General features: G+C 70.5%; 26 protein-coding genes. 12 read left to right on the forward strand and 14 right to left on the reverse strand.

The window, feature by feature from the left end:
• The 8 genes from infB to ACYVD5_RS19815 all read left to right on the forward strand — a co-directional run.
• Nucleotides 1–1,998: translation initiation factor IF-2 (gene infB / locus ACYVD5_RS19780; RefSeq protein WP_461002576.1), on the forward strand; the 1,998-nt coding region annotated here is incomplete at its 5' end.
• 159 nt (nt 1,999–2,157) lie between these two features.
• Nucleotides 2,158–2,454, forward strand: coding sequence for a DUF503 domain-containing protein (locus ACYVD5_RS19785; RefSeq protein ID WP_461002577.1), 297 nt, complete (start codon nt 2,158–2,160; stop codon nt 2,452–2,454).
• A 5-nt stretch (nt 2,455–2,459) separates the two neighbouring features.
• The gene (gene rbfA, locus ACYVD5_RS19790; protein ID WP_461002578.1) at nt 2,460–2,903 is read left to right on the forward strand and encodes a 30S ribosome-binding factor RbfA; all 444 of its coding nucleotides are present in this window, start codon (nt 2,460–2,462) and stop codon (nt 2,901–2,903) included.
• 162 nt (nt 2,904–3,065) lie between these two features.
• Complete coding sequence (truB, locus tag ACYVD5_RS19795) at nt 3,066–3,959, forward strand: tRNA pseudouridine(55) synthase TruB (protein ID WP_461002579.1); 894 nt, start codon at nt 3,066–3,068, stop codon at nt 3,957–3,959.
• Between the two features lie 165 nt (nt 3,960–4,124).
• On the forward strand, nt 4,125–5,081 hold the full coding sequence (locus tag ACYVD5_RS19800) for a bifunctional riboflavin kinase/FAD synthetase (RefSeq protein WP_461002580.1): 957 nt from the start codon (nt 4,125–4,127) through the stop codon (nt 5,079–5,081).
• 355 nt (nt 5,082–5,436) lie between these two features.
• Nucleotides 5,437–5,706, forward strand: a complete 270-nt coding sequence (gene rpsO, locus ACYVD5_RS19805; RefSeq protein ID WP_461002581.1) for a 30S ribosomal protein S15 — start codon at nt 5,437–5,439, stop codon at nt 5,704–5,706.
• 401 nt (nt 5,707–6,107) lie between these two features.
• Entirely contained in the window at nt 6,108–8,420 is a 2,313-nt protein-coding gene (locus ACYVD5_RS19810; protein ID WP_461002582.1) for a polyribonucleotide nucleotidyltransferase, read from the forward strand.
• 265 nt (nt 8,421–8,685) lie between these two features.
• The gene (locus ACYVD5_RS19815) at nt 8,686–10,023 is read left to right on the forward strand and encodes a M16 family metallopeptidase (protein ID WP_461002583.1); all 1,338 of its coding nucleotides are present in this window, start codon (nt 8,686–8,688) and stop codon (nt 10,021–10,023) included.
• 114 nt (nt 10,024–10,137) lie between these two features.
• On the opposite strand, the gene ACYVD5_RS19820 is transcribed toward ACYVD5_RS19815, so the two are convergent.
• The 8 genes from ACYVD5_RS19820 to ACYVD5_RS19855 form a co-directional block, all read right to left on the reverse strand.
• On the reverse strand, nt 10,138–10,614 hold the full coding sequence (locus ACYVD5_RS19820) for an Hsp20/alpha crystallin family protein (RefSeq protein WP_461002584.1): 477 nt from the start codon (nt 10,612–10,614) through the stop codon (nt 10,138–10,140).
• Between the two features lie 21 nt (nt 10,615–10,635).
• Entirely contained in the window at nt 10,636–12,345 is a 1,710-nt protein-coding gene (locus tag ACYVD5_RS19825; RefSeq protein ID WP_461002665.1) for a BCCT family transporter, read from the reverse strand.
• A gap of 704 nt (nt 12,346–13,049) precedes the next feature.
• Nucleotides 13,050–13,262: a hypothetical protein gene (locus ACYVD5_RS19830; protein WP_461002585.1), complete on the reverse strand. Its 213-nt coding sequence runs from the start codon at nt 13,260–13,262 to the stop codon at nt 13,050–13,052.
• A gap of 78 nt (nt 13,263–13,340) precedes the next feature.
• On the reverse strand, nt 13,341–13,724 hold the full coding sequence (locus tag ACYVD5_RS19835; protein ID WP_461002586.1) for a VOC family protein: 384 nt from the start codon (nt 13,722–13,724) through the stop codon (nt 13,341–13,343).
• Between the two features lie 44 nt (nt 13,725–13,768).
• Nucleotides 13,769–14,146 (reverse strand): VOC family protein, encoded by a 378-nt coding sequence (locus ACYVD5_RS19840; RefSeq protein ID WP_461002587.1) that lies wholly within the window; start codon nt 14,144–14,146, stop codon nt 13,769–13,771.
• 276 nt (nt 14,147–14,422) lie between these two features.
• On the reverse strand, nt 14,423–16,072 hold the full coding sequence (locus ACYVD5_RS19845) for an MFS transporter (protein WP_461002588.1): 1,650 nt from the start codon (nt 16,070–16,072) through the stop codon (nt 14,423–14,425).
• A gap of 224 nt (nt 16,073–16,296) precedes the next feature.
• On the reverse strand, nt 16,297–16,644 hold the full coding sequence (locus ACYVD5_RS19850; RefSeq protein WP_461002589.1) for a hypothetical protein: 348 nt from the start codon (nt 16,642–16,644) through the stop codon (nt 16,297–16,299).
• Nucleotides 16,641–16,883, reverse strand: a complete 243-nt coding sequence (locus ACYVD5_RS19855) for a hypothetical protein (protein ID WP_461002590.1) — start codon at nt 16,881–16,883, stop codon at nt 16,641–16,643. Before ACYVD5_RS19855 ends, ACYVD5_RS19850 begins: the two co-directional genes overlap by 4 nt.
• Nucleotides 16,884–17,034: 151 nt before the next feature.
• Here ACYVD5_RS19855 and ACYVD5_RS19860 point away from each other — a divergent pair, with 151 nt between their 5' ends.
• The 3 genes from ACYVD5_RS19860 to ACYVD5_RS19870 all read left to right on the forward strand — a co-directional run bounded on the left by ACYVD5_RS19860 (nt 17,035) and on the right by ACYVD5_RS19870 (nt 17,922).
• Entirely contained in the window at nt 17,035–17,268 is a 234-nt protein-coding gene (locus ACYVD5_RS19860; protein ID WP_461002591.1) for a GntR family transcriptional regulator, read from the forward strand.
• A gap of 143 nt (nt 17,269–17,411) precedes the next feature.
• The gene (locus tag ACYVD5_RS19865; RefSeq protein WP_461002592.1) at nt 17,412–17,645 is read left to right on the forward strand and encodes a GntR family transcriptional regulator; all 234 of its coding nucleotides are present in this window, start codon (nt 17,412–17,414) and stop codon (nt 17,643–17,645) included.
• 46 nt (nt 17,646–17,691) lie between these two features.
• Complete coding sequence (locus tag ACYVD5_RS19870) at nt 17,692–17,922, forward strand: winged helix-turn-helix domain-containing protein (RefSeq protein WP_461002593.1); 231 nt, start codon at nt 17,692–17,694, stop codon at nt 17,920–17,922.
• Between the two features lie 27 nt (nt 17,923–17,949).
• Here the strand turns inward: ACYVD5_RS19870 and ACYVD5_RS19875 are convergent, their stop codons facing one another.
• Together ACYVD5_RS19875 and ACYVD5_RS19880 are read right to left on the reverse strand one after the other, a co-directional pair.
• Nucleotides 17,950–18,519, reverse strand: coding sequence for a sigma-70 family RNA polymerase sigma factor (locus tag ACYVD5_RS19875; protein ID WP_461002594.1), 570 nt, complete (start codon nt 18,517–18,519; stop codon nt 17,950–17,952).
• Nucleotides 18,520–18,817: 298 nt separating this feature from the next.
• Complete coding sequence (locus ACYVD5_RS19880) at nt 18,818–19,351, reverse strand: hypothetical protein (protein WP_461002595.1); 534 nt, start codon at nt 19,349–19,351, stop codon at nt 18,818–18,820.
• 372 nt (nt 19,352–19,723) lie between these two features.
• Here ACYVD5_RS19880 and ACYVD5_RS19885 point away from each other — a divergent pair, with 372 nt between their 5' ends.
• Nucleotides 19,724–21,913: a HelD family protein gene (locus ACYVD5_RS19885; RefSeq protein ID WP_461002596.1), complete on the forward strand. Its 2,190-nt coding sequence runs from the start codon at nt 19,724–19,726 to the stop codon at nt 21,911–21,913.
• Between the two features lie 243 nt (nt 21,914–22,156).
• Here ACYVD5_RS19885 and ACYVD5_RS19890 read toward each other — a convergent pair whose 3' ends face one another.
• From ACYVD5_RS19890 to ACYVD5_RS19905, 4 genes are all read right to left on the reverse strand, one after another.
• Complete coding sequence (locus ACYVD5_RS19890; protein ID WP_461002597.1) at nt 22,157–22,582, reverse strand: PPOX class F420-dependent oxidoreductase; 426 nt, start codon at nt 22,580–22,582, stop codon at nt 22,157–22,159.
• 233 nt (nt 22,583–22,815) lie between these two features.
• A complete protein-coding gene (locus ACYVD5_RS19895) occupies nt 22,816–23,409 on the reverse strand; it encodes a DUF4352 domain-containing protein (protein ID WP_461002598.1) in 594 nt (197 codons plus the stop codon).
• A gap of 597 nt (nt 23,410–24,006) precedes the next feature.
• Nucleotides 24,007–25,053, reverse strand: a complete 1,047-nt coding sequence (locus ACYVD5_RS19900) for a carbohydrate kinase family protein (RefSeq protein ID WP_461002599.1) — start codon at nt 25,051–25,053, stop codon at nt 24,007–24,009.
• The gene (locus ACYVD5_RS19905; RefSeq protein ID WP_461002600.1) at nt 25,050–26,303 is read right to left on the reverse strand and encodes an AGE family epimerase/isomerase; all 1,254 of its coding nucleotides are present in this window, start codon (nt 26,301–26,303) and stop codon (nt 25,050–25,052) included. Before ACYVD5_RS19905 ends, ACYVD5_RS19900 begins: the two co-directional genes overlap by 4 nt.
• Nucleotides 26,304–26,398 lie beyond the last annotated feature (95 nt).

Consider the following 26,398-nt stretch of genomic DNA (forward strand, 5'->3'; position numbering starts at 1 on the left):
GGTGCCGGCCGTCCGGGCGGCGGCGGTTTCGCCGGCCGTCCCGGTGGCGGCGGCCGCGGTCGCGGCGGCGGTACGGCCGGTGCGTTCGGCCGCCCCGGTGGCCGTCCGGGCCGCCAGCGCAAGTCGAAGAAGCAGCGGCGCCAAGAGTTCAACGACATGCAGGCGCCGTCGTTCGGCGGCGTGAAGATCCCCAGCGGCAACGGGCAGACCATCCGCCTGCCGCGCGGCGCTTCGCTGGGCGACTTCGGCGACCGCATCGGGGTCAACCCGGCGTCGCTGGTACAGGTGCTGCTGCACCTGGGCGAGATGGCCACGGCCACGCAGTCGCTGGCCGACGAAACCCTGCAGCTGCTCGGCGACGAGCTCAAGTACCGGGTCGAGGTCGTCAGCCCCGAGGACGAGGACCGCGAACTCCTGGAGTCCTTCTCCATCGAGTTCGGCGAGGACACCGGAACCGACGAGGACCTGCGTCCGCGTCCGCCGGTGGTGACCGTCATGGGCCACGTCGACCACGGTAAGACCAAGCTGCTCGACACCGTTCGCAGCTCCAACGTGGTCGGCGGCGAGGCCGGCGGCATCACCCAGCACATCGGTGCCTACCAGGTCGCCACCGAGGTCGACGGTGAAGATCGCAAGATCACCTTCATCGACACCCCGGGCCACGAGGCGTTCACCGCCATGCGTGCGCGCGGCGCCCAGGCAACCGACATCGCGGTGCTGGTGGTCGCGGCCGACGACGGCGTCAAGCCGCAGACGGCCGAGGCCATCGACCACGCCAAGGCGGCCGATGTCCCGATCGTGGTCGCCGTGAACAAGATCGACGTCGAGGGCGCCGATCCGCAGCGGGTGCGTGCACAGCTCACCGAGTACGGCGTTGTCGCCGAAGAACTCGGTGGCGACGTGCAGGTCGTGGAGATCTCCGCACTGCGGGGCGAAAACCTCCACGCGCTGCTTGAGGCGGTCGTGCTGACCTCCGACGCGGCGCTGGACCTGCGGGCCAACCCGGACATGGAAGCCCAGGGGCTGGCGATCGAGGCCTACCTCGACCGCGGCCGCGGCTCCATGGCCACGGTCCTGGTGCAGCGCGGCACGCTGGATGTCGGCGACTCCATCGTCTGCGGCGACGCCTACGGCCGCGTGCGCGCCATGCTCGACGAGCACGGTGCCAACGTGCAGAGTGCCGAGCCCTCGCGGCCGGTGCAGGTACTGGGGCTCACCAACGTCCCCAGCGCCGGCGACAACTTCCTGGTGGTCAAGGACGACCGGGTGGCGCGGCAGATCGCCCAGCAGCGCGAGGCGCGCGAGCGCTTCGCCCAGCAGAGCCGCTCCACGCGCCGGGTCACCATCGACACCTGGAAGGACGCGCTGGCCGAGGGCGAGCGCAACGAGCTGCTGCTGATCGTCAAGGGCGACATGTCCGGCTCGGTCGAGGCACTCGAAGAGTCCCTGTCCAAGATCGACGCGGGCGGCGAAGAGGTCGACATCCGCGTGATCGGCCGCGGCGTCGGCGCGATCACGCAGAACGACATCAACCTGGCCGCGTCGGCAGGCGCGATCATCATCGGGTTCAACGTCCGGCCGGAGGGCAAGAACAGCCAGCTCGCCGACCGCATGGGCGTCGACATCCGCTACTACTCGGTCATCTACCAGGCGATCGACGAGGTCGAGGCCGCGGTCAAGGGGCTCCTCAAGCCCATCTACGAGGAGATCCAGCTCGGTTCCGCCGAGATCCGCGAGGTCTTCAAGGTTCCCAAGATCGGCAATGTGGCCGGTTCGATCGTGCGCGGCGGCACCATCCGCCGGAACACGAAGGCACGGCTCATCCGCGAGGGGATCGTCGTCTCCGAGAAGCTCAACGTGGAGTCGCTGCGGCGGTTCAAGGACGATGCCACCGAGGTCCGCGAGGGCTACGAGTGCGGTATCGGCATCGGCTACAACGATGTCCGCGTCGGCGACACCATCGAGACCTACGAGATGCGCGAGAAACCGCGCGACTGATCGGTTCCAGCTGATCCGCCCCGGACCCCCGGCCGCCCAGGCCGGGGGTCCGGGAGCGGTGTCCGTCCGGTTGCATTCACCGGCCCGGCCGCTCCGTCATGCGGCCGCCACATGACATCTGAATTGCGATCCGCGGCGCGCGGCATACGGGGTGAGCGCATGTTCGTCGGAGCGTTGACATTGGACATCCTGCTCCAGGACGTGCGGTCGCTGAAGCAGAAGCGTTCGGTGGTGCGGCCCATCGTGGCCGAGCTGCAGCGCGCCTGCTCCGCGTCGGTCGCCGAGACCGGCAACCAGGAACTCTTCCGCAGGTCCGAGATCGGTGTGGCCGTCGTCGCAGCAACGGCCGCACACTGCTCGCAGCTGATGAACACCTGCGAACAACTCGTCGCGGAACGCCCCGAGATCGAGCTGCTCTCCGCGAGGCAGCGGCTCTTCAGCCCAGAGGAAGACTGAGAACGATGGTTGACGCCGCACGAGCACGCAAACTCGCCGACCGCATCCAGCGGATCGTGGCCGAGATGCTGGAGCGCCGGGTCAAGGACCCGCGGCTGGGCTTCGTCACCGTGACCGACGCGCGGCTCACCAACGACCTGCGCGACGCCACGGTCTTCTACACCGTGTTCGGCACGGACGAGGAGAAGGCCGGCACCGCCGCCGCTCTGGAGAGCGCCAAGGGCATCATCCGCACCGAGGTCGGCCGCCAGACCGGCCTGCGGCACACGCCCAGCCTCACCTTCCGCAGCGACGATGTGCAGCGCAACGCCGAGCACATCGAGACACTGCTGGACGAGGCCCGCCGCTCCGACGCCGAGGTCGCCCGCGCGGCCTCGGGCGCCACCCCGGCGGGCGAGGCCGATCCGTACAAGATCCCGCGCGAGCGCGACGAGGACGACGACTTCTAGTTCCAGCGGCACCCGGGCGGCGCGCAGCCTGCGGGCCCGCCCTGCCAGCGCGTTTCTTCGCCGCTGAGCCCCCGCACCGCCACTGCGCCGCTCCCGCCGGCCGGGCCACCGTGCCCGGCCGGCGGGAGCGGCACCCAGCCGAACGAGGAAACCCGAGCCCCCATGACCGACAGCGGTGTCGCGATCGTCGACAAGCCGGCCGACTGGACCTCCCACGACGTGGTCGCCCGAACCCGCAGACTGGCCGGCACCCGCAAGGTCGGCCACGCCGGAACGCTCGACCCGATGGCCACCGGCGTACTGGTGCTCGGTATCGGCAAGGGCACCAAACTACTGGGCCACCTCACCCTCACCGAGAAGGCCTACACCGCCACGCTGCGCCTGGGCCTGTCGACCAGCACCGACGATGCCGAGGGCGAGCCGGGTGCGCGCACCGATGCCGCCGCGGTGGGCGACGAAGCGGTCCGGGCCGGCGCGGCTGCGCTGACCGGAACCATCAGCCAGATTCCGCCGCAGGTCAGCGCGATCAAGGTGAACGGCAAGCGGGCGTACAAGTCCGCGCGCTCGGGCGAAGAGGTCGAGCTGGCCGCCCGCGAGGTCACCGTTTCGGAGTTCGAGGTCGGCGCCATCCGCCGCGTCGGCGATCCCGACGGCGGCGGCGTGTACGTCGACGTCGATGCCCGGGTCACCTGCTCCAGCGGCACCTACATCCGCGCGCTGGCCCGCGACCTGGGCGCTGCGCTGGGTGTGGGCGGCCACCTCACCGCGCTGCGCCGCACTCGCGTGGGCCCCTACGACCTTTCGCAGGCGCACACGCTGGAGCAGCTCGCCGCCGAATTCACCGCGGTGCCGCTGGCCCAGGCGGTGGCGGCGGCGTTTCCGGTGCGCGTGCTCGACCGGGAGGAGGTGCGCAAGATCGCCCACGGCAACCGCATCTCCCCGGGCGGACTCGGACCGGGCACGGTGGGGCTGTTCGCACCGGACGGCACAGTGGTCGCCCTGGCCGAGGACCGGCCGGGCTACGCCAAGCCGACTGTGGTGTTCGCGGCGGCCTGAGCCGCCGCGTGGCGCGCGTGCGCCCGCCGCCCAGCGCGGCCGGGCCGGGCGGCCTCCTCGCGGCGCCGGCTTCGGATTGCCGCATCGGCGGCCACCGCCGCTCGGCGGCGGGCCCGGCGGAGGTAGGTTGGTGCTGGTCCGAGTGAGCGAGGGGAGCTGTTCGACGTGCGGCCTTGGCACGGTCTGGAGGAGGTACCCCACGACTGGGGCGCCTCTGTTGTGACCATCGGTGTCTTCGACGGGGTGCACCGCGGGCACCAGACGATCATGCGCACCGCTGTGGACCGCGCCCGCTCCCTGGGATTGCCCGTCGTGGTGGTGACCTTCGAGCCGCACCCGGAGGTCGTGGTGCGCGGCGGCCCGCCCCCGGCGGTGCTGACACCCGGTCCCCGCAAGGCCGAGCTGCTGGCCGAGTGCGGCGCCGACGCGGTGTGCGTGCTGCAATTCACCACCGAGCTGTCCCGGTTGAGCGCCGAGGACTTCGTGCGCCGCGTCCTGGTCGAGGGCCTGGATGCGGCGGCCGTGGTCGTCGGCGAGGACTTCCGCTTCGGGCACCGGGCCGGCGGCAGCGTCGAGACCCTGCGCACCCTGGGGGAGAAGTACGACTTTGCGGTAGAGGGCGTGGCGCTGGTCGCCGGCGCCGACACCGTCACCTCCACCCGGGTCCGCGCCTGCCTGGAAGCCGGTGACGTCGAGGGCGCGCAGGTGGAGCTGGGCCGCCCGCACCGGGTCGAGGGCGTGGTGGTGCACGGGGCCGCACGCGGCCGCGAGCTGCTGGGGTTTCCCACCGCCAATCTCGACGGCCCGCCCGAGACCGCCGTCCCGGCCGACGGTGTCTACGCCGGGCGCATGCTGCTCAGCGGGCCCGCGGTCGGCGCCGAGGATGAGTCGGTGTGGCCGGCCGCGATCTCGGTGGGCACCAACCCCACGTTCGAGGGCGGGCAGCGCACGGTCGAGGGCTATGCGCTCGACCGCGACGATCTCTCCCTGTACGGCAGGCCCATGGCCATGGAATTCACCCACCGCATCCGCGGCCAGCTGCGCTTCGCCAATGTGGCCGAGCTGATCGAGGCGATGGGCCGCGACGTCGAGCGGGCGCGCGAGCTCACCGCCGGCTCCTGAGCCCGAGGGACGCAGCGGGCGCAGCGGAGGCGGTTCGCCCTGCCCGCGCCGGGTGCGCCGGCGGCCCGCAGCGGACCGGGCGGTGCCCGGTAGGCGCGACCGTCCCCGCCACCTGCGGCGTGCTATAGGATTGGGTTTTGAAGACCGCATACTGCTGCCCGGATTTACCGGGCGCAAGCGGCCGGGATGCGGTGCCCGCTGGGTTCACGCGGGATGTCCCGGTCCGCAGACGGTGACTGTTCGTACGCGTGGTCACCGGTCCGTGCCTGCTCCGCCGCCACCGCCCAATCCCGGTGCGGCGGCTCGCACGGGGTCTTTGACGCCTGCGTACCGACGATTGAAGAGAAGGAGCGACGTGTCGACTGACACCGCCACCAAGCAGCAGATCATTGCCGACTACGGCACCGGCGAAGGCGACACCGGTTCGCCCGACGTGCAGGTCGCGCTGCTGACCCACCGCATCACGGAGCTCACCGAGCACCTGAAGACCCACAAGCAGGACCACCACAGCCGCCGCGGGCTGCTGCTGATGGTCGGTCGGCGCCGCCGGCTGCTGAAGTACATCCAGAAGCAGGACATCAACCGGTACCGCCGGCTGATCCAGCGTCTGGGCCTGCGCCGCTAGCGGCACAGCGATCGGGGAGTGGCCTCGGCCACTCCCTTTCTTAGTAGTGTGGACCCATCGGCCGCGTGCATGGCCAGCGGGTATCGTCCGAAACAGTTACCCGCGCCGCGTCGCGACGCGGCTACAACCGAAGATTTCAGCACGGACTGCAAGGTTCGTGGCAGAGCGCTCCCGCGCTCCCCGACCTCGGCTGCCGCGTCGAGGCCGGTCCTCGGTAGTGGCCTGCGGCTCTCCTCATCCAGGCGAGCGCGGGCTTCGATCGATGGCCGGCCGTTGGCGGTCCAGTTGCGCTGGCAGGTATTGCTCCGCCCGCGCCGCCGGGCATCCGCGACTCTCGACGAATTCTCCGGGGCACGGGCGCGGGACAACCGAATACCCGTAACCGTAAGAGGAGGACGCCCATGGAGGGCGCGTATTCCGCCGAAGCCGTGATCGACAACGGTACTTTCGGCACCCGTACCATCCGGTTCGAGACCGGCCGCATGGCCCGCCAAGCCGCCGGATCGGCCGTCGCCTATCTCGACGACGACACCATGGTGCTCTCGGCCACCACGGCTTCGAAGCGGCCCAAGGAGAACTTGGACTTCTTCCCGCTGACCGTCGACGTCGAAGAGCGCATGTACGCCGCGGGCCGCATTCCCGGCTCGTTCTTCCGGCGCGAGGGGCGTCCCTCCGAGGACGCCATCCTCACCTGCCGGCTGATCGACCGGCCGCTGCGGCCGTCGTTCAAGCAGGGACTGCGCAACGAGATCCAGGTCGTCGAGACCATCATGTCGCTCGACCCCGAGCACCTCTACGACGTTGTCGCCATCAACGCCGCGTCGATGTCCACCCAGCTCGCCGGGCTGCCCTTCTCGGGGCCGATCGGCGGCGTGCGGGTGGCGCTGATCAAGGGCCAGTGGGTGGCCTTCCCCACCCACACCGAACTGCAGGAAGCCACCTTCGACATGGTGGTGGCCGGCCGCGTCCTCGACGACGGCGACGTCGCCATCATGATGGTCGAGGCCGAGTCCACGGTGCAGACCCTGCAGCTCGTGGCCGACGGCGCGGTGGGCCCCAACGAGCAGACCATCGCCGAGGGCCTTGAGGCCGCCAAGCCGTTCATCAAGGTGCTGTGCCGGGCCCAGCAGGCGCTGGCCGACCAGGCGGCCAAGGAGACCGGCGAGTTCCCGATCTTCCTCGACTACGAGGACGACGTCTACGGGGCCGTCGAGACCGCGGTGCGCGACCAGCTCGCCCAGGCGCTGACCATCGCCGACAAGCAGGACCGCGAAGACGAGCTCGACCGGGTCAAGGCGCTGGCCGCCGAGAAGATCGGCGAGGACTTCGAGGGCCGCGAGAAAGAGATCGGTGCGGCGTTCCGCTCGCTCAGCAAGCAGCTCATGCGCGAGCGCGTGCTGCGCGACAAGGTCCGCATCGACGGCCGCGGTCCCAAGGACATCCGCCAGCTCAGCGCCGAGGTCGGCGTGGTGCCGCGGGTGCACGGCTCGGCGCTGTTCGAGCGCGGCGAGACCCAGATCCTGGGTGTGACGACCCTGAACATGCTGCGCATGGAGCAGACGGTCGACACGTTGAACCCGGAGCGCACCAAGCGCTACATGCACAACTACAATTTCCCGCCTTACTCCACCGGCGAGACCGGCCGCGTGGGTTCGCCCAAGCGCCGCGAGATCGGCCACGGTGCGCTTGCCGAGCGGGCGCTGCTGCCGGTGCTGCCCTCGCGTGAGGACTTCCCCTACGCGATCCGGCAGGTCTCCGAGGCGGTCGGCTCCAACGGCTCGACGTCCATGGGCTCGGTCTGCGCCTCGACCATGTCGCTGATGCAGGCCGGTGTGCCGCTGAAGGAAATGGTCTCGGGCATCGCCATGGGGCTGATCAGCGAGGGCGACCAGTACGTCACGCTGACCGACATCCTGGGCGCCGAGGACGCGTTCGGCGACATGGACTTCAAGGTCGCCGGCACCCGCGACCTCATCACCGCGCTGCAGCTCGACACCAAGCTCGACGGCATTCCCGCCTCGCAGCTTTCCCAGGCGCTGCAGCAGGCCCGCGGCGCGCGGCTGGCCATCCTGGAGGTCATGCAGGAGGCCATCACGCGTCCGGCCGAGATGAGCCCGAACGCGCCGCGCATCCTCACCGTCCGGGTTCCGGTCGACAAGATCGGCGAGGTCATCGGCCCGAAGGGCAAGATGATCAACTCGATCCAGGACGACACCGGCGCCGACATCACCATCGAGGACGACGGCACGATCTACATCGGCGCCACCGACGGCCCCTCGGCCGAGGCGGCGCGCGACACGATCAACAGCATCGCCAACCCGACCATGCCGGAGGTCGGCGACCGCTACCTGGGCACGGTCGTCAAGACCACCGCCTTCGGCGCGTTCGTGTCGCTGCTGCCGGGCAAGGACGGCCTCCTGCACATCTCGCAGATCCGCAAGCTGCACGGCGGCAAGCGGATCGAGAACCTTGAGGACGTCATCGGCATCGGCGAGAAGATCCAGGTCGAGATCCGCGAGATCGACGACCGGGGCAAGCTCTCGCTCGTTCCGGTCGAGGTCGTCGAGGCCGAGACCGCTTCCGCCAACGGTGCCGAGCCCGATTCCGCCGAGGAACCGGCCGAGGCCGCCGCCGAGACCGCCGACTCCGGCGGCGACGGGGGCGGCGAGCGCCGGCGGCGCCGCACCCGCACCAGCCGCAGTGAGAACACCTGATAGCGGCTTATGATCGGTGGGGCGGTCGCACCTTCGGGTGCGGCCGCCCCGCGTCGTTGGGGCCTTTTCCGCGGCGGCTTTGGCGGCAGTGGGGCTTCGACGGTTTTGCCGGCGTTGGCAGCTGTGCCACGGCTCTTGCCGCGCTTGCCACGGCCCCGCGACTGCGGACACCACCTGCGGCGGCTCACGTCTTCGGCTTGAGTCCGGCGCCATCTGCGAGACCCCACTCATGCATGCCACCTCAAGGAAGGCGGAGACAGCGAGAATGAGCTCTGTGCCCATCGCCGCCGAGCAGGAGCCCGGCAGCACCCTCACCCTGCTGGAGCCCAGCGACGGTTCCGGTCTGGTGCGGCGTACCGTCCTGCCCGGCGGGCTGCGGGTCGTGACCGAGGCGATGCCCAGCCTCCGTTCGGCGGCTTTCGGTATTTCGGCCACCACCGGGTCGCGCGACGAGGACCGCGAGCATGCGGGCTCGGCGCACTTCCTGGAACACCTGCTGTTCAAGGGCACCCAGCGGCGCGACGCGATGGAGATCTCCGCGCTGCTCGATGCGGTCGGTGCCGACCACAATGCCTACACCGCCAAAGAGCACACCTGCTACTACGCCAAGGTCTTGGACCGGGATCTGCCGCTGGCGATCGACGTGGTGGGCGACATGGTCGCGGGGTCGGTGCTCGACCCGCGCGAGGTCGAGGTCGAACGCGGGGTGATCCTCGAAGAGATCGCAATGAACGAGGACGAGCCCGCCGACCTCATCGACGACATCTACGCCGAGCACGTCTTCGGCGACACCGCGCTGGGCCGGCCGATCCTGGGTACCAACGACACCATCACGGGGCTGTCCCGCGACCGGATCGCCGAGCAGTACCGCGCCGCCTACGTGCCCGGCGAGCTGGTCGTCGCCGCGGCCGGCAACCTCGACCACGACACGGTCGTGGAGCAGGTGCAAGCGCTCTTCGCCGACCAGCTGGCCGCGGCGGGCCAGGCCCGGCCCTCGCGCCCGCGCATCGGGGGCGGGCCGGTGCAGCTGAACGGCGGCACCCGCCTGGTCGGACGCGACACCGAGCAGGCGCACATGATCCTGGGCCGCGAGGGCCTGCCGCGCACCGACGAGCGCTGGTACGCGATGCGCGTGCTCAGTTCGGCGCTGGGCGGCGGGATGTCCTCCCGGCTGTTCCAGGAGGTACGCGAGAAGCGCGGGCTCGCCTATGCCATCCAGGCGTTCCACACGTCCTTTGCCGACACCGGCATGTTCCAGGTCTATGCGGGCTGCCTGCCCGAGAAGATCGAAGAGGTGTTGGGGGTGTGCCGCGAGGAGCTGGCCAAGGCGGCGGCCACCGGTATCAGCGACGAGGAGCTGGAGCGCGCCAAGGGCCAGATCAAGGGTTCGTGGGTGCTGGGCAGCGAGGGCAGCAATGCCCGTATGGGCCGCTTGACGGTGCATGAGCTTGGCTACCCGCGCCACTTCTCGCTGGACGACGACCTGGCGCTGTTCGACGCGGTGACGGCCGACGACGTGGCCGCGGTGGCCGAGGACATGCTGGGGCGCCCGGAGTCGCTGGCACTCATCGGCCCCTACGACGAGGACGGCCGCATCGTGTAGTGCCGCTGTGCCCGGCCCCGTTGCGGCGGCCGGGCGGCGAACGCAAGGCGCCCGGCCGGAGAACCGGCCGGGCGCCTTTCTGCGCGTTGCGGCCCGAATCGGGCCGGCCGCCGGCTACGTGCGCGGCTTCTTCTTGCTGCCGACCTGGATACGGCGCGGCCCTTCGGCGTCGGCCGCTCCGGCCACGCGGACCGTGAGCAGGCCGTCGTCGAAGCTGGCCTCGATGTCCTCGTCGTCGGTGCCCTCCGGCAGGGTGATCTCGCGCCGGAAGTTGCCCAGGAAACGCTCCGAGGCGTAGTAGATGACGTCGGAGTCGTCGCGCTTGCGCTCACCGGCGATGGTGAGCGAGCCGTGCGAGAACGAGACCTCGACGTCCTCGGCGAGGACTCCGGGCAGGTCGCACCGGATGTAGACGTCTTCGCCGCGGGCGAAGATGTCGGTGGCCGGGCTCCAGGCGTCGGCGAATCCCCGCGGCGTCGTCGGCGAGGACCCGGTCTCCAGGTTGGACATGGTGTCGGAGATGCGGTTCATCTCGCTCATCATGTCCAGGACGCCGCGGAACGGGTTCGTCCTTCTCTTCTTAGCGGGCATGCTCGATCTTCCTCACTGCTCTCAGGCGCTGTCGCCGCTGCTGTCCGAAGACTTGCCGGTGTCCTTCTTGGCCGTCTTGGACGTGGCAGCCGCCGGTGTAGCGGACTTGGCCGTCGGACGGTCGACGTCCCCGGGCGGGGGCACGTTTACCGCATCGCCGCTCCCGCGGCTGGGAGGCGTGGTTCCGGGCACCACGATCTGCGTCTTCTCCTGCTTCAGCGCCTTGATGAGGCCGAAGCAGATGACGATGAGGACGATCGCGAACGGCAGGCCGGTGACCAGTGATGCCGATTGCAGTGTCGAGACCGGATCGGCTTCGCCCTCGGCCATACCGATGGCCGACATCAGCAGCACGATGGTGACCAGGCCCTCGGTGACGGCCCAGAAGAACCGCTGCAGCTTGATCGGGTGCGGGTCGCCGCCGTTGGTGAGCATGTCGACGACGAGCGAACCCGAGTCGGACGAGGTGGCGAAGAACAGCACGACCACCGCGATGGTCAGCACCGACAGCAGCCCGGTCAGCAGAGCGGGCAGCGGCAGCTGGTCCAGCAGCGTGTACAGCGCCAGTTCGGCGTCGACATCGGCGATGCCGGCGTTGCGCAGGTTGTCGTAGAAGATGCCGGCGCCGCCGAAGACGCTGAACCACACGATGGAGGCGCCCACCGGGGCGAACATGGTGCCGGTGATGAACTGGCGGATGGTGCGCCCGTAGGAGATGCGCGCGATGAACATGCCCACGAACGGGGACCAGGAGATCCACCAGCCCCAGTAGAACAGGGTCCAGTCCTGCTGGAAGGTGAACCCGTTGGGGTCGGTCGCCGGGTTGGCCACCCAGAGGCTGGTCTCGGGCAGGTGCTGGATGTAGTAGCCCGCGAAGTCGGCCATACCGGTGAGGATGTACAGCTTCGGGCCGAAGATGAACACGACGATCATCAGGATGACCGCCAGCCAGAGGTTGATCACCGAAAGCCGGCGGATGCCCTTGTCGATGCCGAGCATCACACTGAGCACCGCGACGGTCGTGATCGCCGCCACGATGGCGACCTGCATCCACCACACGTAGGGCAGGCCGAACAGCTCGCTAAGACCGGCGTTGACCTGCCGGGAACCGATACCCAGCGACGTGGCGAGGCCGAACAGGGTGCCGAACACGGCGAGGACGTCGACCAGGTTGCCGATCCAGCCGTAGATGCGGTTGCCGATGAGCGGGTAGAGCGCCGAGGCCGGGCGCATCGGCAGGCCCTTGCGGAAGCAGAAGTAGCCCAGCGCCAGCCCGAGCACGATGTAGATCGCCCAGGGATGCACACCCCAGTGGAACAGGGTGAAGTTCATCGCCTCGCTGGCGGACTCCTGGGTGTTGGCCTGGATCTCGTTCGGGTGCGCCGGGGAGGCGTTGTAGCCCACCGGCTCGCTGACACCGTAGAACACCAGGCCGATGCCCATACCTGCGGTGAACAGCATGGCGAACCAGGCCATGGTCCCGAACTCCGGCCGGGATGAGTCGGGGCCGAGGCGGATGTTTCCGAATCGGCTGAACATCACCCAGAGTACGAAGACCAGGAAAAAAGTGGCCGCCATAATATAGAACCAGCCGAAATACGTGGTGATCCACGTAAGTACCGTGCCGGCCACGGTTGCGAGTCCGCTGGTGAAGACCGCGCCCAGGATCAAGAAGATGAGCACCACGGCGGCCGATGTGAAGAAGACCGGTGGGTTCGTGTGTTCTTGTATGTAGGACCTGAATCGAGAGATGACGACTCCTTCCCGAGGTCCGGACCGAGAGTCCCGAGCCAGGTACCTTCGCGGCGACATTTTCGCTGTACAGGGGCCTGGCCCTCTCCTCCCGACCCCGTGAAGGTGCCTGCACGGGACCGCTGCTGGTACCGGAGTATATTCCGTTGCGCTTTTCGCAGTCCTCGACCGGAAACTCTACGGCCAATCGGTGCATACCACGCTTATGCGCGCCGAATGGTTATAGGATATTGACCCTGGCGCTGCCGCTCCGGGACAATGACTCGGTTCGTGCGGGATGACGTTAGCGCAGCAACCGTCACGTGACTGTTACGACACGGGGTCGAAATCGCGAGACGCGCCTTTCGTTCTTCGGTTTTCCAACGCTCCTCTCCCGTCGTCTCCGCTTCTCCGCTTGCCCGTCTCCGGGGCCGGGACCTGCGTTTGGCGCCGGCGGCCGGTGGCCGCCGGGGCGCCATGATAGGGGCGGTGCGGCCGCGGCCGGTGCGGTTGTCAGGGAACCGCCGCGGCCTCCCGCGCCGCCGCGGAGTCCGCGCCGGACGCGTCCCGGCGGAGCGGATTCCCGCTGTACACCGGGTTTCGGGACCGTATCGCTGCCGTCCTTACCCCGTAACGGCGACTTCATGTCGGACTTGATGCGATATTCCTCGCAGGCCGGTAGGGCTCCGCCGGTCGCCCGGTGCCTACCAGTCGGGCAGCTCGCGCCGTATCAAGTCCGACCACAGTTCCTCGACGCGCGACTGATCCAACTCGGTGCCGCGCGGGGGTCGCGGGGAACTCTCGCCATAGCCGGTGCCGAGCGCGTCGGCGGGAAGAATGGGGCACAACCAAGCCCCTCCCATGAGCAGCCGGTGCACCGCCGAACGGAGCGACTGCAGGGTCAGCGAGGACAGCATGCCGCCTCTGTACCCGCTGGCGGCCCGGCGATGCACGGTGCGGCCGGCCGCCGTCCCCGGCCGGCCGCACCGGGTCGGTCAGTCCTCCTGGACCAGGCCGAACACGTTGCCCGCGGGATCGGTGAACCACGCATTGCGGGGCCGGCCGGTCGTGATGCCCTTCGCATCGTGCTCGAAGGCGTCGTAACGCAGGAACTCCACGCCGCGCGCGCCGAGTTCGTCGACGGCCTTCTCGATGTCGTCGACGGGGAAGTGCAGCACGGTGTAGGTGGCCGGAGTGAAGTCGGGCTTCGGGTAGACCAGGATTTCCCGGTCGCCGCCCACGTGCAGGCTGAGCAGCCCGTACTCCTCCATCCCCGGAACCCCGGTGACCTTCAGGCCCAAGGTGTTGCTGTAGAACCGTTCGGCGGCGGCCGTGTCGTCGACCGCGAAACTGCTGAAAGCCTTGCTGCTGCCGAGCATGATGCCTGCCTCCTTGGCACTGCCGTCCGATCGCGCCGGACGCCCTACATCGAGTTCTTGGCCTCTTCGCTGAGCTGGATGAATTGCACGTAATTGCCGTCGGGGTCGATCGCGGTACCGAACAGGCTGCCGTCGCGGTCCTCGATCGGCGAGAGCCACGGCCCGCCTGCCGCGTCGACCCGCTTGCCGACGGCGCGGGCGTCGTCGACATCGACGTTGAGGATCATCCGACCGGGCTCGGGGTTGGTGCCGCCGATGTCGTCGCGGCTGTCGATCAACAGATAGAACGAACCGAGCTTGAGGATGCGGTACTGGTCCACCCGGGAGTCCTCCTGCGGTTCGAGCACCGCGGAGTACCAGCCGTGCAGCCGCTCGGGGTCGCGGCTGGCCAGGAGCATTCCGCTGATTCCTGCGTTCGTCATGGTGACGGGTGTCCTTTCCGCTGTTTTCCGTATTGGGTCTCCGCCGTCCTGCGCCGGCCGCTACCCGCGGCCGGCGGCCCTGCACAGGGCCCGGTGCGCAGCGGCGGCCGTCACTGGGGTAGACCCCTGCCACGGCAGGGATTCATCGCCGCGGGACGGGTTTTCGGGAGGTTTTTTCGGCAGGGCGGCCGGGTGCCGGCTCGACTCCGCAGGTATGCCCGGATCCAGCGCCGAATCCGGGCATACCTGCAGACTCGCCGTGGCGGCCCCTTCTGATCACCGCTGGGCGGCGGTCGCGGCGGCTGTTTCGGCAGAGCCCGTTTCGGTGGGGCCGGCGCTGTCCCCGGTGGCGGCCGCGGTCGGGGCTTCGGACGGTGCGGCGCCGTCCGCCCCGGCTGCAGGGCCGCGGTTGCGCAGCAGCGCGATCGCCACCGCACCGAATGCGCCGAGCACGACCGCTCCCACGACCGCGGCGGCGTTCAGCCCCTGTGTGAACGCCTCCCGGGCAGGCACCAGCAGTTCGCCGGCGGTACCGGCGGGCAGTTCAGCGGCGGCGGCCACCGCCGAGGCGAGGCTGTCGCGCGATGCCGCCGCTGCCTCGGCCGGCACACCGTCGGGGACGGTGACCTGCCCGCGGTAGACGGCCGTGCTCAGGCTGCCCAGCAGCGCCACCCCCATGGCGATGCCGAACTCCCCGCTGGTCTCCGACATCGACGCCGCCGACCCCGCCTTCTCCGGCGGGGCGGCGCTGACGACCACGTCGGTCACCAGGGCCGAACCCGGACCCAGACCCAACGAGGCCAGCACCAATCCGGTGACCACGAGTCCGGTGCCGTCCGCGGCACCGACCTGGGTCAGCACCACCAGCCCGACCGCGGCCAGCACCATACCGCCGCCGATCACGTTCGCACCGCCCAGCCGCCGGGCCGCCCAGGGCCCCAGCATGGTGCCGGCGATCATCACGATGGACGACGGCACCAGCCAGAGCCCGGCCTGCAGCGGAGTCAGGCCGCCGACGAGCTGGAGGTACTGCGACATGAGCAGGAACATGCCGCCCATTGCGACCGCACCGAGCATCATCACGCCCAACCCGGCGCTGAAGCCGCGGTCGGTGAACAGGCGCAGGTCCAGCAGCGGATCGGCCATGCGCAGTTGGCGGCGCACAAAGACCGCACCGACCAGGGCACCCGCGCCGATCGCCGCGAAGGCGGCGGTTCCGGGCCCGTGCGCGGCGGTCTCCTTGAGGCCGTAGACGACGGGCAGGATCGCCGCCAGGGACAGGGCGACGCTGCACAGGTCCAGCCGCCCTGCGCCGTGGTCGCGGTGCTCGGGCAGCAGCAGCGGTGCGGTGATCAGCAGCAGCACCATGACCGGCACACCGAGCAGGAACACCGAACCCCACCAGAACCACTCCAGCATCAGGCCGCCCACGACCGGACCGATGGCGGTGCCGCCCATGAAGCAGCTCGCCCACATCGCGATCGCGGTCGCCCGCTGCCGCGGGTCGCGGAACATGTTGCTGATGAGCGCCAGCGTCGACGGCATCAGCGTCGCACCGGCGATACCGAGGACCGTGCGGGTGGCGATCAGCATGGCGGGCGTGGTCGAGTAGGCGGCGGCCACGGAGGCCAAGCCGAATGCGGCCGCGCCGATCAACAGCAGACGCCGGCGCCCGATGCGGTCCCCGAGCGTGCCCATGGTGATCAGGAATCCGGCGATCATGAAGCCGTACACATCCATCACCCACAGCAGTTCGCTGCTGCTGGGCCGCAGGTCGGCCGCCAGGTGCGGCAGCGCCAGGTGCAGGACGCTCATATCGAGCGAGAGCAGCAGCGTGGGCAGCGCGAGCACCGCCATCCCCAGCCATTCCCGCCGCCCGGCCCGAGGCGGCGCACCGGTCGGTGCGGTCGGTGCGGTCGTGTCCATTTCCGGTCCTTTCGTAACAGCGTTCGAGTGTTCGCCGCAGTGGGGACCGGGGGAGGGGGCGGAACTCATCGCGGCGGGCGGGATCTCCGATGTGGCTCGGGTCACCCGTTCACCGCGGGGACGGCTCAAGGATCAGGACGGAACAGAACACGAAAGAAGGGGGATCCCGCCCCGGATGGGGATCCCCCTTCGGTCTGCGCGGCGGTCGCCCGCGGGAACGGCGCCTACTCGTAGCCGCTCTGCCAAACGGTTCCCTTGCGCCGGAACCCGTGCGGGAGTACGTCCATGGGCGATTCCGCGGAGGGTCCGTTGGCATCCGTATTTCCGGTGTCTGTGTCGTCGTCAGCGAAGACGGTCAATTGGCCGCAGGGCCGCGAGACGGTGACCGGGACCCTGTACAGGGTCGCCTTTGGCGCGTGCTCGCTTGCGAGCCGCTCCGCGCACGCCGGACAGGTGTAGATCACCAGCCGGGGTGAACCGCAGGTCGCGCTGTAGGCGGACGGGATATAGCACCCGTAAGCGAGGGAGGCTTCGTTCGGACAGTCGCCGGAGGTTTTGAAGCGGACGGTCATCGGGCACCTCCCGCGGCGAACCAGTACGGACGGACCCACGCGGGAGCATCGGGAGCGTCGCCGAGGAGGGGCGCGATGTCGCGGACGTAGGGCCGTACTCGGGCGGCGGTGCAGATGGGCGCCGGCATGGTTTCCGCCGCCTCGCGAACGACCCGCCGAGGTGCGGCGTGGACGCCTTCGGCACGGCGCAGGAAGCGTATGAGCATGTAGAGGGGGGCCAGTAGGCTTTGCATCGGCATGGAGTACCTTCCATGTCCGGGCCCGGGGAGTTTGCGGCTCCGCCGGGCCGCTATTTGCTTGTGGAGTCTTTACCGTACCTGATTAAGGTACGTAATGGCACGTGAGTTCCCGTAAAGATGTGCATGGGCGCGCGCTGCCTAGCGTTGTTACATGCCCACCAACCTTGACGGACCCGAACCGATGTACCGACAGATCGCGGCGATCATCGCCGAACGGATCGTGGACGGTACCTACCAGCACAACCAGCTCATCCCAACTGAGTTGGAAGTCTGTGAAGAGTTCGATGTCTCGCGGCGGACCGCGCGAAGCGCGTACGCGCTGCTTCGCGAACAAGGGTGGATAGTGTCGTCTCCTGGTAAAGGCACCTACGCGCGTAGAAGCTGAACCATGCTGCGCGGGTTTCCGGCATGGTGAAGGGAGCCCCCCTGGGACGAGCTGGGACCATCCGATCCCCCTGACCGGCCTGCGGACCACCAGGGTTGGGGACGCAGCTTGCCTGGCTCCCCTGCGGTACCTAATGTTCCTAGGTGGCATACGAGTTTGCGGACGATGAGCCGCGTTGGACACAGGTAGCGGAGATCATCCGCGGCCAGATCGAACGCGGGGAGCTGAAGCCGGGGGATAAGGTGCCGTCGGTACTGCAACTGCAGTCGGAGTACGGGATCAGCACATCCACCGGCCAGAAGGTGCACCGAGCGCTCCGCGATGAAGGGCTGATCCGCACACAGTCAGGGATGGGCAGCTACGTGCGCAGGAGCTGAACCGTGCTGCTTAGGTCGTCCACACGGTGAAAGGGTCTCTCCCGAGATGACCGAGGAACTTGAGGGACCCGAACCGCTCTACAGCCAACTCGCAGGTATCGTGCGGCGCCGTATCAAGGACGGGACATACCGGCCCAACCAACGCGTGCCGTCCGAGTCGCAGTTGTGCGAGGAATTCAACGTGTCGCGGCGCACGGTGCGTGCGGCCTACGCGATCCTCCTGGAGGAAGGCTTGATCGTCACCTCGCCTGGGCGTGGGACATTCGTACGGACATAAGCACGGAAGGTCTCGCTTTCACGCTGATCACGGCTGCTCAGCCGCCCGGGGCCGGGGGATGTGCTCCGCCGATCGCAGGGCCGCTACGAGGTCGTCGCGGGCGCGGGCCACTCGCGAGCGGATCGTGCCCACCGGTACCCCCGTCATCTCGGCGGTCTCGGCGTAGGAGAAACCCGCGATCCGGGTCAGGATGAAAGCGGCGCGGCGCGGTTCCGGCAGCTCTGCCACCAAGTTCAGCAGAGCGATCTCCTCCTCGAAGCGGCCGTGCGCGCGCCCGGCGCGCGTCCGGGCGGTGTCGACGTCGTCAACGCTGACCACGGCCGGGCGGGCGGCCGCCGCGCGGTAGCGGTCGGCGACCGTGTGGCGGGCGATGGACAGCAGCCACGACCGTGCCGGGGACCGCGCGGCGAAGCGCGGCAGGGCGCGCAGTGCGCGGATCAGGGTCTCCTGAGTCAGCTCCTCCACCCACCGCGGGTCGGCCCGAGCGGCGATGAACCGGGCCACGTCGCCGCGCGCCTCGCGGACCAGCCGTTCCGCGGATCCGGGGACGCCCGCGCCGGCGTCCAGCGCCAGCCGTGTCAGCTCGGCGTCCTCCACGGCGGACCACCCCCTCGCGCGGGCGGACGGAGCGGATGGGAGAGTGGGAGCGCTCCCACGGCGCGCTGTACCCGTGCGCGTGCGGAATCCATGGGGGTGCGCCGCCGGATCCACCGGGCGCGCGGCCGGTGCGGCGGCGGTGCATCGGACAGTGACAACTCGGACACTGCGTATATTTTTACATCGAATCGGCTGCGGCGCCGCAGTCGCGAAGGACCGTCTTTGCGTCGCTTGCCCGATCCCAGGTCGCCGCCTCGGGCGGCGGCGGAAATCCGCGCAGCCACTTGCGCGGCGGGTGTCACAGCGCGGTGGCGATCCCCGCCCACAGCGCGAAGACCAGCAGCACCGCACCCGCCGGGACACCCGTGGCCAGGCTCACCGGCACCCGCGTGCGCGCAGCGGCGAACGGCGCGGCGACCGCGGTTGCGGTGAGCAGCACCGCCAGGGCGTACATCGCAGGGTTGTCCAGCACGGGCGCCATCGGGAAGAAGTGCACGCCCACCACCAGGCAGATCCAGGCCGGGATGTGGCCGGCCCGGCCCAGCAGCGCCAGCGCCCCGGCACCGACCGCGGCGGCGCCGAACTCCACCCCGACGATCACCAGGTAGGCGCCGAAGGTGTCCGCCGAGTCGAGTACAGATCCGCTGCCCCAGTTCAGCGCGGCGACGGTGCCCGCTGCCGCGGCGACCAGCATCGCGCCGACCGATCCGGCCGCCAGGGGCAAGCGCCACCCCGGCCGCGGCCGCTCCTGGGCCCAGCCGAACCAGGCCGCGGCGAAGAACGCGAGTACGGCGGCGGTCATCGCGCCGTCGCGCAGCAGGAGCTCGTGCACTGTGTACCTCGAAGGGGGATGGCGGGGGAGAGGCGAAACGGCGGCTGCCGTAATCATCTGCATGATTCCACGGCGCACCGTTTCAGCGGCTCCTGCGAAGTGCCCGGTTCGGCGCCGCCCCGCCCGCCCCTCAGGGGCGACCCGCACCCTCCCCGCGGAGGACGCGCCCCGGCTCGAACCGGGCCGGCACCGACACCGGCGGTTGCCGACATGGGTGTCCGTGACTAAAGTGGATTCTTCGTCCAGCGGCAATTCTTATTGTGCTGCGCCGAGGATCGCGACGCACCGGGCTTTTTCCGGGGCGGGACCCGCGCTGCCGCTGCTCTCTCGTGTCCCGCCGATCATCGAGGCTGCCTCATCATGGCCCGACCCATGCCCGGTAATTCTGTCGATCCCGAAATTCGCGCCGAACGTTCCTTTCTCGCCGCTGCCCGCACGGCACTGCGGAACATGCATACCGATGTCGTCTCCACCGCGACCGTGCAGGACAGTTCCGAGGACGCCGACTATTACCACACCAACAAGCTGCTGGAGATGGACCGCGGGCGCCGTGCCGCGGCTCTGGCCGACATACCCGACGTCCCGCTGTTCTTCGGCCGGCTCGACTACCCGGCGGGCGCCGTCTACGAGCACGCCGGCGGCACCGGCCCCGCCGACGCAGCCGACAGCACCGACAGCACCGTCGGTCCCGGTACCCCCGGCGGCGCCGACCGCGTCTACATCGGGCGGCGGCACGTGCACGACGGCATGGGCAATCCGCTGGTGATCGACTGGCGCGCCCCGATTTCCGCCGCCTTCTACCGCGCCGGTCCCGCCGACCCGCAAGGTGTGCTGCGGCGCCGCCGCTACGGGTTTTCCGACACCGCCGAGCTCACCGCCTACGAGGACGAACCGTTGGCGGCCGCGCTTGCGGACCCGGGCGGGCCCGCCACCGCGGGCGGCCCCCGGCTCGCCGACGAACTGCTGCACGCCGAGATCGAGCGTCCGCGCACCGGGCCGATGCGCGACATCGTCGCCACCATCCAGCCCGAGCAGGACGACCTCGTGCGCGCCCCGCTGCGCCCCACCCTGTGTGTGCAGGGCGCCCCCGGCACCGGCAAGACCGCGGTGGGCCTGCACCGCATCGCCTACCTGCTTTACACCGAGCGCGACCGGCTGCGCCGCGACGGCGGCGTGGCCATTCTCGGGCCGAACCGGTCGTTCCTCTCCTACATCCGCCGGGTCCTGCCCGCCCTCGGCGAGGTCGGGGTCCGCCAGACCACCATCGAGGAGCTGATCGCCCACGTTCCGGTGCGCCGCGCCGAAACCCCCGACACCGAGCGGATCAAGGGCGACGCCCGCATGGCCGAGGTCATTCGGCGCGGCCTGTGGGCGCAGCTGCAGCCGCCGCAGGAGACCCTGGTCGTCGAGCGCGGGTCGCGGCGGTGGCGGGTCCCCGCCGACGAGCTGGCCGATGCCCTCGCCGAGCTGCGCACCCGCGACCTCGCCTACGGTGCCGGTCCCGGCCTGCTGTCGCAGCGCATCGCCCACCTGCTGATGCGGCGGATCGAGAACGACGGCGCGTCGGTCGATCCGGGCACACTGGGCGCGCTGCGCCGCAACAAGGCGGTCAGCGCCGCGGTCCGGTACATGTGGCCCAAGGCCGATCCCATCCGGCTGGTGCTGGGCCTGCTCACCGACCCCGACCGGCTCGCCCGCGCGGCCGAAGGCCTGCTCACCGCCGAAGAGCAACAGGCCGTGCTGCTGCCGGGCCGCCCGCGCGGGCCCAAGTCCGCCAAGTGGTCGACCGCCGACCTCGCACTGATCGACGAGGCGGCCGGGCTGATCGAGCGCCCCGCCACCATGGGCCACATCGTCGTCGACGAGGCCCAGGACCTCAGCCCCATGCAGTGCCGCGCGGTCGCCCGGCGCTGCTCCCGCGGTTCCCTGACCGTGCTCGGCGACATCGCGCAGGGCACCACCCCGGCGGCGGTGGACGGATGGGACGTGCTGCTGGGCCACCTCGGCCAGCCCGACGCCCGCCTGACCGTGCTCGACCGCGGGTTCCGGGTGCCCGCCCAGATCATCGACTACGCGGCCCGGCTACTGCCCGAGATCGCCCCCGGCCTGGGGCTGCCCACCGGGGTGCGCGGCGGCACCGACGCGCTGCACATCGCCGCGACCGGTTCTGACGAGCGGCTCGCCCGGCTTGTCGATGCCTGCCGCGAGGCGCTGTCGGGGCCGGGGTCGGTGGGCGTCATCACCGCCGATGCAGACGCCGCGGCGGTCGCGGCTCGGCTGCGCGCCGACGGGTTGGAGACCGCGGTGGTGGGCGAGACCGAAGACGCCTTGGAGGCCGCGCGTCTGGCGTGCGTGCCCGCCACGCTGGCCAAGGGGCTGGAGTTCGACGCGGTGGTCGTGGACGAGCCCGCGCGCATCGCCGCCGCCGAGTCCCGCGGGCTGCACCGCCTCTACGTGGTGCTCACCCGCGCGGTGACGAGCCTGCGCATCGTGCACGCCGAACCGCTGCCCGAGCTGCTCGGCAGCCGGCCCGCCGCGGCGGGCGCCGCGCGCGGCGGCTGAGCGGGTCCGGCGAGCGGCCATCATGCAGAAATACCGGTCTGAGCTTTGAAATCCGGTGATTTCTGCATGATCACTGCGGTGGGCCGGGTGGCCCGCCGCCTGCGGGCGGGACCGGTGACCGCCCGCCCGCGCCTCCTGCGGCCGTCGCTGCCGCTTTTCACGTCCAGACCACCCGCGGGTTGGCCGCGGGCAAGGCCGCCGAGCGGGCAGGCAGGACTTTCTTCAACAGGGCATGACCGAGGCCTAATCGGCCATGTCGAAACCCGCGATCACCTTGGTCGGACGCAGCCGCACCACCATCTCGCCGGGCACCGCGTTGCGGCGCCCGAACTCGTCGGCGCGGTCCTCGCCCATGTAGCGCTCGGCAACGGCGGTGGCGGTGCGCAGGAGTTCGCCGGGGTCTTCGGAGACCGTTGCCTGGCCCTGCACCTGCACGAACGCATACGGCGGCGACTCCAGGTCGACCACCAGCGCCAGGCGGGGGTCGCGGGCGATCGCCGCGCCCTTCGCGGTTTTCGCGCCCGTGTTGAAGACGATTTCGTCGCCCTCCACGATGAACCACACGGGCGCCACCAGCGGGCGGCCGTCGGAGGCGGTGTAGGCGAGTTTTCCGGTCCGCGTGCCCTCTTGGAGGAAGGCGCGCACCTGGGGATCAGTGATGGTAGCCACCCCGCCACAGTAGTGCGGCGCGCGGTCGGGCCGCGGTACCGCAGCGCGCATGTCGGCTCCGGCTCCGGTCGCGGCCCCGGCGTGCAGGTGCAGGCGCGCAGGGGCCGGGCCGACGGCCGACGCACGGGTGCCCGGCGGATCCGCAACCGGTCCGCCGGGCACCCACCGCAGCACCGCGGTTGGCCGCGCCGCACCAAGCCGCCGCAAGTGTTCTCAAGCCCCGCAAGGCCGCATTAGGCGACGTCGACCGTTGCCATTTCCTCGCCGAGCGGACCGGAGAACGTGATGCTGGCCGGCGGCTCGCTGCCCGAGAAGACCACGACGCCGGTTTCGGACTCGCCGTCGGCCAGATCCAGCGCCTCGAAGTTGTCCGTCTGCCCGGCCGACTCCATCAGGTCGGCTTCCTTGGTGCCGCCGCTCGCGTCCTCCATGGTGAAGTACAGCGGGTTGACCGGGAGCGACTCGCCGGTGTTGTTGGTGACCGTGACCTGCACCGCGACATAGTCCCCGCCCTCGGACAGGGAGCTGGGCTCGTACTCGACCGACTCGGCGGTCATCCCGACCGGGGCGTCGCTGTCGACGGCGGGGGCGGACTCCTCCTGCCCGTTGCCGGAGTCCTCCGAAGAGGCGGCGGGTGGCGAGTCGGGCGAGTCGGCCGTGCCGCCCGGGTTCTCATCGTGGTTCACCAAAACCACGACGATGGCGATGACGCCGAGGACAAGGGCCAGTGCGCCCCCGCAGCCGAAGCAGCCGATCAGCCAGTAGTTGCGCTTCTTCGGGGCCTGGGGCTGCGGGTAGGGCTGGGGTTGCGGATACTGAGAGTACACGGGGGTCCCTGTTGGTCGATGTGCAGCGTATGCCGGTTATGCGGATTGTTGGGGGGCCCGGAAAGGGTACAGCGCAACGGACATTTCCGGACGCTGGGCAGCACGTCGGCTACCGGCCGGAATAGGCCACCGGGCGGGTGAGGACCGCGTCCTCAGTGGTTCAGCACCGCTATGACGGCCGCCGTGTCTGCGCGGTTCCGTTTCCCGCGGCAGATCGCCGGGCGACCGGAATCCGGGGCCGTGCGTCGGATGGGTGCCTGCGCCGACCGCGGTCGGCCGCCGTCGGCCGGGGCCGGCTGCGGTGGTGGCGGGCTCCATCGGACAGGTGCCGCGGTTGGCCGGATCCGGCCAGGCCGCGAGCGCGCCGCAGCGCACGGCCCGTGCAAGGGGCACGGGCCGGTCGACAGCGGGGGCGGCGGGTGGTCTGTACGGAATATCGGGTTCCCGTTGATGATCATGCAGTTTTGCCGAGATCCGGCGCCGAATCCCCGGTAAAACTGCATGCTCGTTCCGCTGAATCGGGCAATAGGGATCACACGGGCGCCCGCCCGGGTCCGTGCTGTGCGCAGGCACCGGCATGCGGGCGGTCCCGATCGATCAGGGCCTATTAAACAGGGCTTGGGTGGACTCGGCGGCCCCGGCCGACGGATCCGCCCCGCCGCCCGCCCTGAACCCGGCGAGTTCGGCGGCCGTGGGCGGGTCGGCGCCCGGGCGGGTGCAGTTGATGGCGGCGGCGCCGGCGGCGGTCTCCAGCAGGTCGCGCAGGTCCTCCGATGAGGTCGGGACGGTGCCGCCGCGGTCGGCGCAGCCGCTCACCAGGGCGGCCATGAACGTGTCGCCGGCGCCGATGGTGTCGTGCACCTGCACCGCGGGACTGGCGACCTCGGCGCTCCCGTACCTGCTGAACGCGAACGCGCCCTTGCCGCCGCGCGTGACGACCATCACCTGCGGCCCGAACTCCAGCAGCCGCTGCGCCGCCGTCACGGGGAGGACCCCGGGGTAGAGCTCGGCGAGGTCGGCGTCACTGGCCTTGACCAGGTGGCTCGCGCCGCAGAAGTCCTCGACGCGCCCGCGCGCGTGGTCGGCGCTGGGCAGGGTCGCCATCCGCACGTTGGGGTCGAAGGTGACGATCCGCCGCTCGCGCTCGCGGCGGGCCAGCTCCAGCAGTTCGGTGTCGCCGGGCGGGCGCAGCGCCGCGATGGAACCCAGGTGCAGCACCCGCACCGACTCGGGCAGCGCACCGGCCAGCTCCTCCTGCGTCCAGCCCCAGTCGGGGGCGTCCTCCAGCCAGAAGTCGTAGCGCGCGGAACCGTCGGCGTCCAACGTGGCGACCGCCAGGGCCGAGGATCCCAACCCGGTGGGGCAGCGGCTCAGGTCGACGGACTCGGCGGCCATCCGGCCACGCAGCCGCTCGGCAAAGGCGTCGGCGCCGAACCGCGACAGCAGCATGGTCGGTGTGCCCAGGCGGGCGGTTGCCACGGCGATGTTCGCCGGACCGCCTCCGGGAACCGGCCGCAGCACTCCGCCGTCCTCGGGAAGCAGGTCCATGACGTGCTCGCCGGCGATGGCGACCCGCGGCTCCGAACGGTCGGCCGGTGCTGCCCCGGTCGGGGCGGCGGCGGGATCGGTCACTTCGGTGCTCACGCGTTCGCACTCCCCTCAGGACCGCCGCCGGCGCTCAGCACCGCGTACCCGGGGATCGGGTTGCCCGCGGCGAACGCCAGGGCGGTGTATGCGTGGTAAATGTCGGGACGGCCGCTCCAGACCGTGGCGCTGGGGCGGTTCTGCGGGTCGAGCTCGTGCCGCCAGTTCGGCGCCTGGTCGACGAAGTGCGTGCGCACGTGGTTCCACCAGCGGTCGGCGAGCCCCGCGTAGTCGGCGTTGCCGGTGCGCGTGTGCAGGGCGTGGGCCGCGGCGATGGCCTCGGTGGCGACCCAGTGCATGCGCTCGCGGATGACCGGCCGGTCGTCCCAGTCCAGGGTGTAGACGAATCCATCGGCGCCGTCGCGCGCCCAGGCGGCTTCGACCGCTGTGGCGAACAGTGCCTCGGCGGCGGGCAGCAGCCACTCCGGCGGCGCCTCCACGGCGGCCTCCACGTGCAGCAGCAGGCGCGCCCACTCCAGCGAGTGCCCCGGCGTCCAACCGTAGGGGCGGAAGGGGTCGCCGGGCCGGTCGCGGTTGTACTCGGGCAGCACCGCCCACTCGGTGGTGAAGTGCTCGGGCAGCCGGTAGCGGTTTGCTGCGGCCTGGCGGCGGATGAGGAAGTCGGCGATGCCCAGCGCGCGCCGGGCCCAGGCCGCGTCGCCCGTTGCGGCGCCGGTGGCCAGGAACGCCTCGACCATGTGCATGTTGCTGTTGGCGCCGCGGTAGGGCTCCGCGTTGGTGAACGGGCGGTCGAAGGACTCCGCGGCGAGCCCGGCCGCGGAGTCCCAGAAGCGGTCGAGGACGGTGGCCGAGGCGTCAGCCAGCAGGTCGGCGGCCCCGGCGGTGCCGGCGCTGGTCGCGGTGGCGGCGGCCAGCAGCACGAAGGCGTGCTGGTAGCCGGCCTTGTCGGTGTCGGTGGGCGAGCCGTCGAGGGCGACCGTGGAGAACCACCCGCCGTGCTCAGGATCGCGCAGGGATTCGCGCAGGCGGCTCACGCCATGCTCAGCCAACTCTGCAGCCGCGCCTGCCGCGCCTGCCGCGCCGCCCTGCCCGCGTGCGCACAGCGCGCTGACGTGCGTGGTGCGCGCGGTGATCCAGGTTTGGATCCCCTGCTCCTCACGGGGGCGGCCGTCGTCGTCCAGCCAGGCGAAACCGTGCGCCTGCCGGGCGCGCCCGGCCCAGGCGACCAGGCCGTCGGCCTGCTCCCGTGTCCAGGCGAGGGGCGCGGGATCGGTGGCTGAGGGGTCCAAAGCGACTCCATTCGTCCGTGGCAGAAGGGTTTGACCGGGTTCAGGGTCAGCCGGTCGGGCGGTCCGGCGGTCCATTGGGCGGTCCGCTGGGTGGC

The organism is Streptomonospora sediminis (genome assembly GCF_054778995.1).

Bases quoted from the DNA above. Each gene is read 5' to 3' on its own strand.
- ACYVD5_RS19840 (WP_461002587.1), bottom strand. From the start codon at position 14,146: ATGACGAACGCAGGAATCAGCGGAATGCTCCTGGCCAGCCGCGACCCC.
- truB (WP_461002579.1), top strand. From the start codon at position 3,066: ATGACCGACAGCGGTGTCGCGATCGTCGACAAGCCGGCCGACTGGACC.
- ACYVD5_RS19885 (WP_461002596.1), top strand. From the start codon at position 19,724: ATGCCCGGTAATTCTGTCGATCCCGAAATTCGCGCCGAACGTTCCTTT.
- ACYVD5_RS19830 (WP_461002585.1), bottom strand. From the start codon at position 13,262: ATGCTGTCCTCGCTGACCCTGCAGTCGCTCCGTTCGGCGGTGCACCGG.
- ACYVD5_RS19810 (WP_461002582.1), top strand. From the start codon at position 6,108: ATGGAGGGCGCGTATTCCGCCGAAGCCGTGATCGACAACGGTACTTTC.
- ACYVD5_RS19870 (WP_461002593.1), top strand. From the start codon at position 17,692: ATGACCGAGGAACTTGAGGGACCCGAACCGCTCTACAGCCAACTCGCA.
- ACYVD5_RS19860 (WP_461002591.1), top strand. From the start codon at position 17,035: ATGCCCACCAACCTTGACGGACCCGAACCGATGTACCGACAGATCGCG.
- ACYVD5_RS19845 (WP_461002588.1), bottom strand. From the start codon at position 16,072: ATGGACACGACCGCACCGACCGCACCGACCGGTGCGCCGCCTCGGGCC.
- ACYVD5_RS19850 (WP_461002589.1), bottom strand. From the start codon at position 16,644: ATGACCGTCCGCTTCAAAACCTCCGGCGACTGTCCGAACGAAGCCTCC.
- ACYVD5_RS19855 (WP_461002590.1), bottom strand. From the start codon at position 16,883: ATGCCGATGCAAAGCCTACTGGCCCCCCTCTACATGCTCATACGCTTC.
- ACYVD5_RS19815 (WP_461002583.1), top strand. From the start codon at position 8,686: ATGAGCTCTGTGCCCATCGCCGCCGAGCAGGAGCCCGGCAGCACCCTC.
- ACYVD5_RS19820 (WP_461002584.1), bottom strand. From the start codon at position 10,614: ATGCCCGCTAAGAAGAGAAGGACGAACCCGTTCCGCGGCGTCCTGGAC.
- ACYVD5_RS19835 (WP_461002586.1), bottom strand. From the start codon at position 13,724: ATGCTCGGCAGCAGCAAGGCTTTCAGCAGTTTCGCGGTCGACGACACG.
- ACYVD5_RS19785 (WP_461002577.1), top strand. From the start codon at position 2,158: ATGTTCGTCGGAGCGTTGACATTGGACATCCTGCTCCAGGACGTGCGG.
- rbfA (WP_461002578.1), top strand. From the start codon at position 2,460: ATGGTTGACGCCGCACGAGCACGCAAACTCGCCGACCGCATCCAGCGG.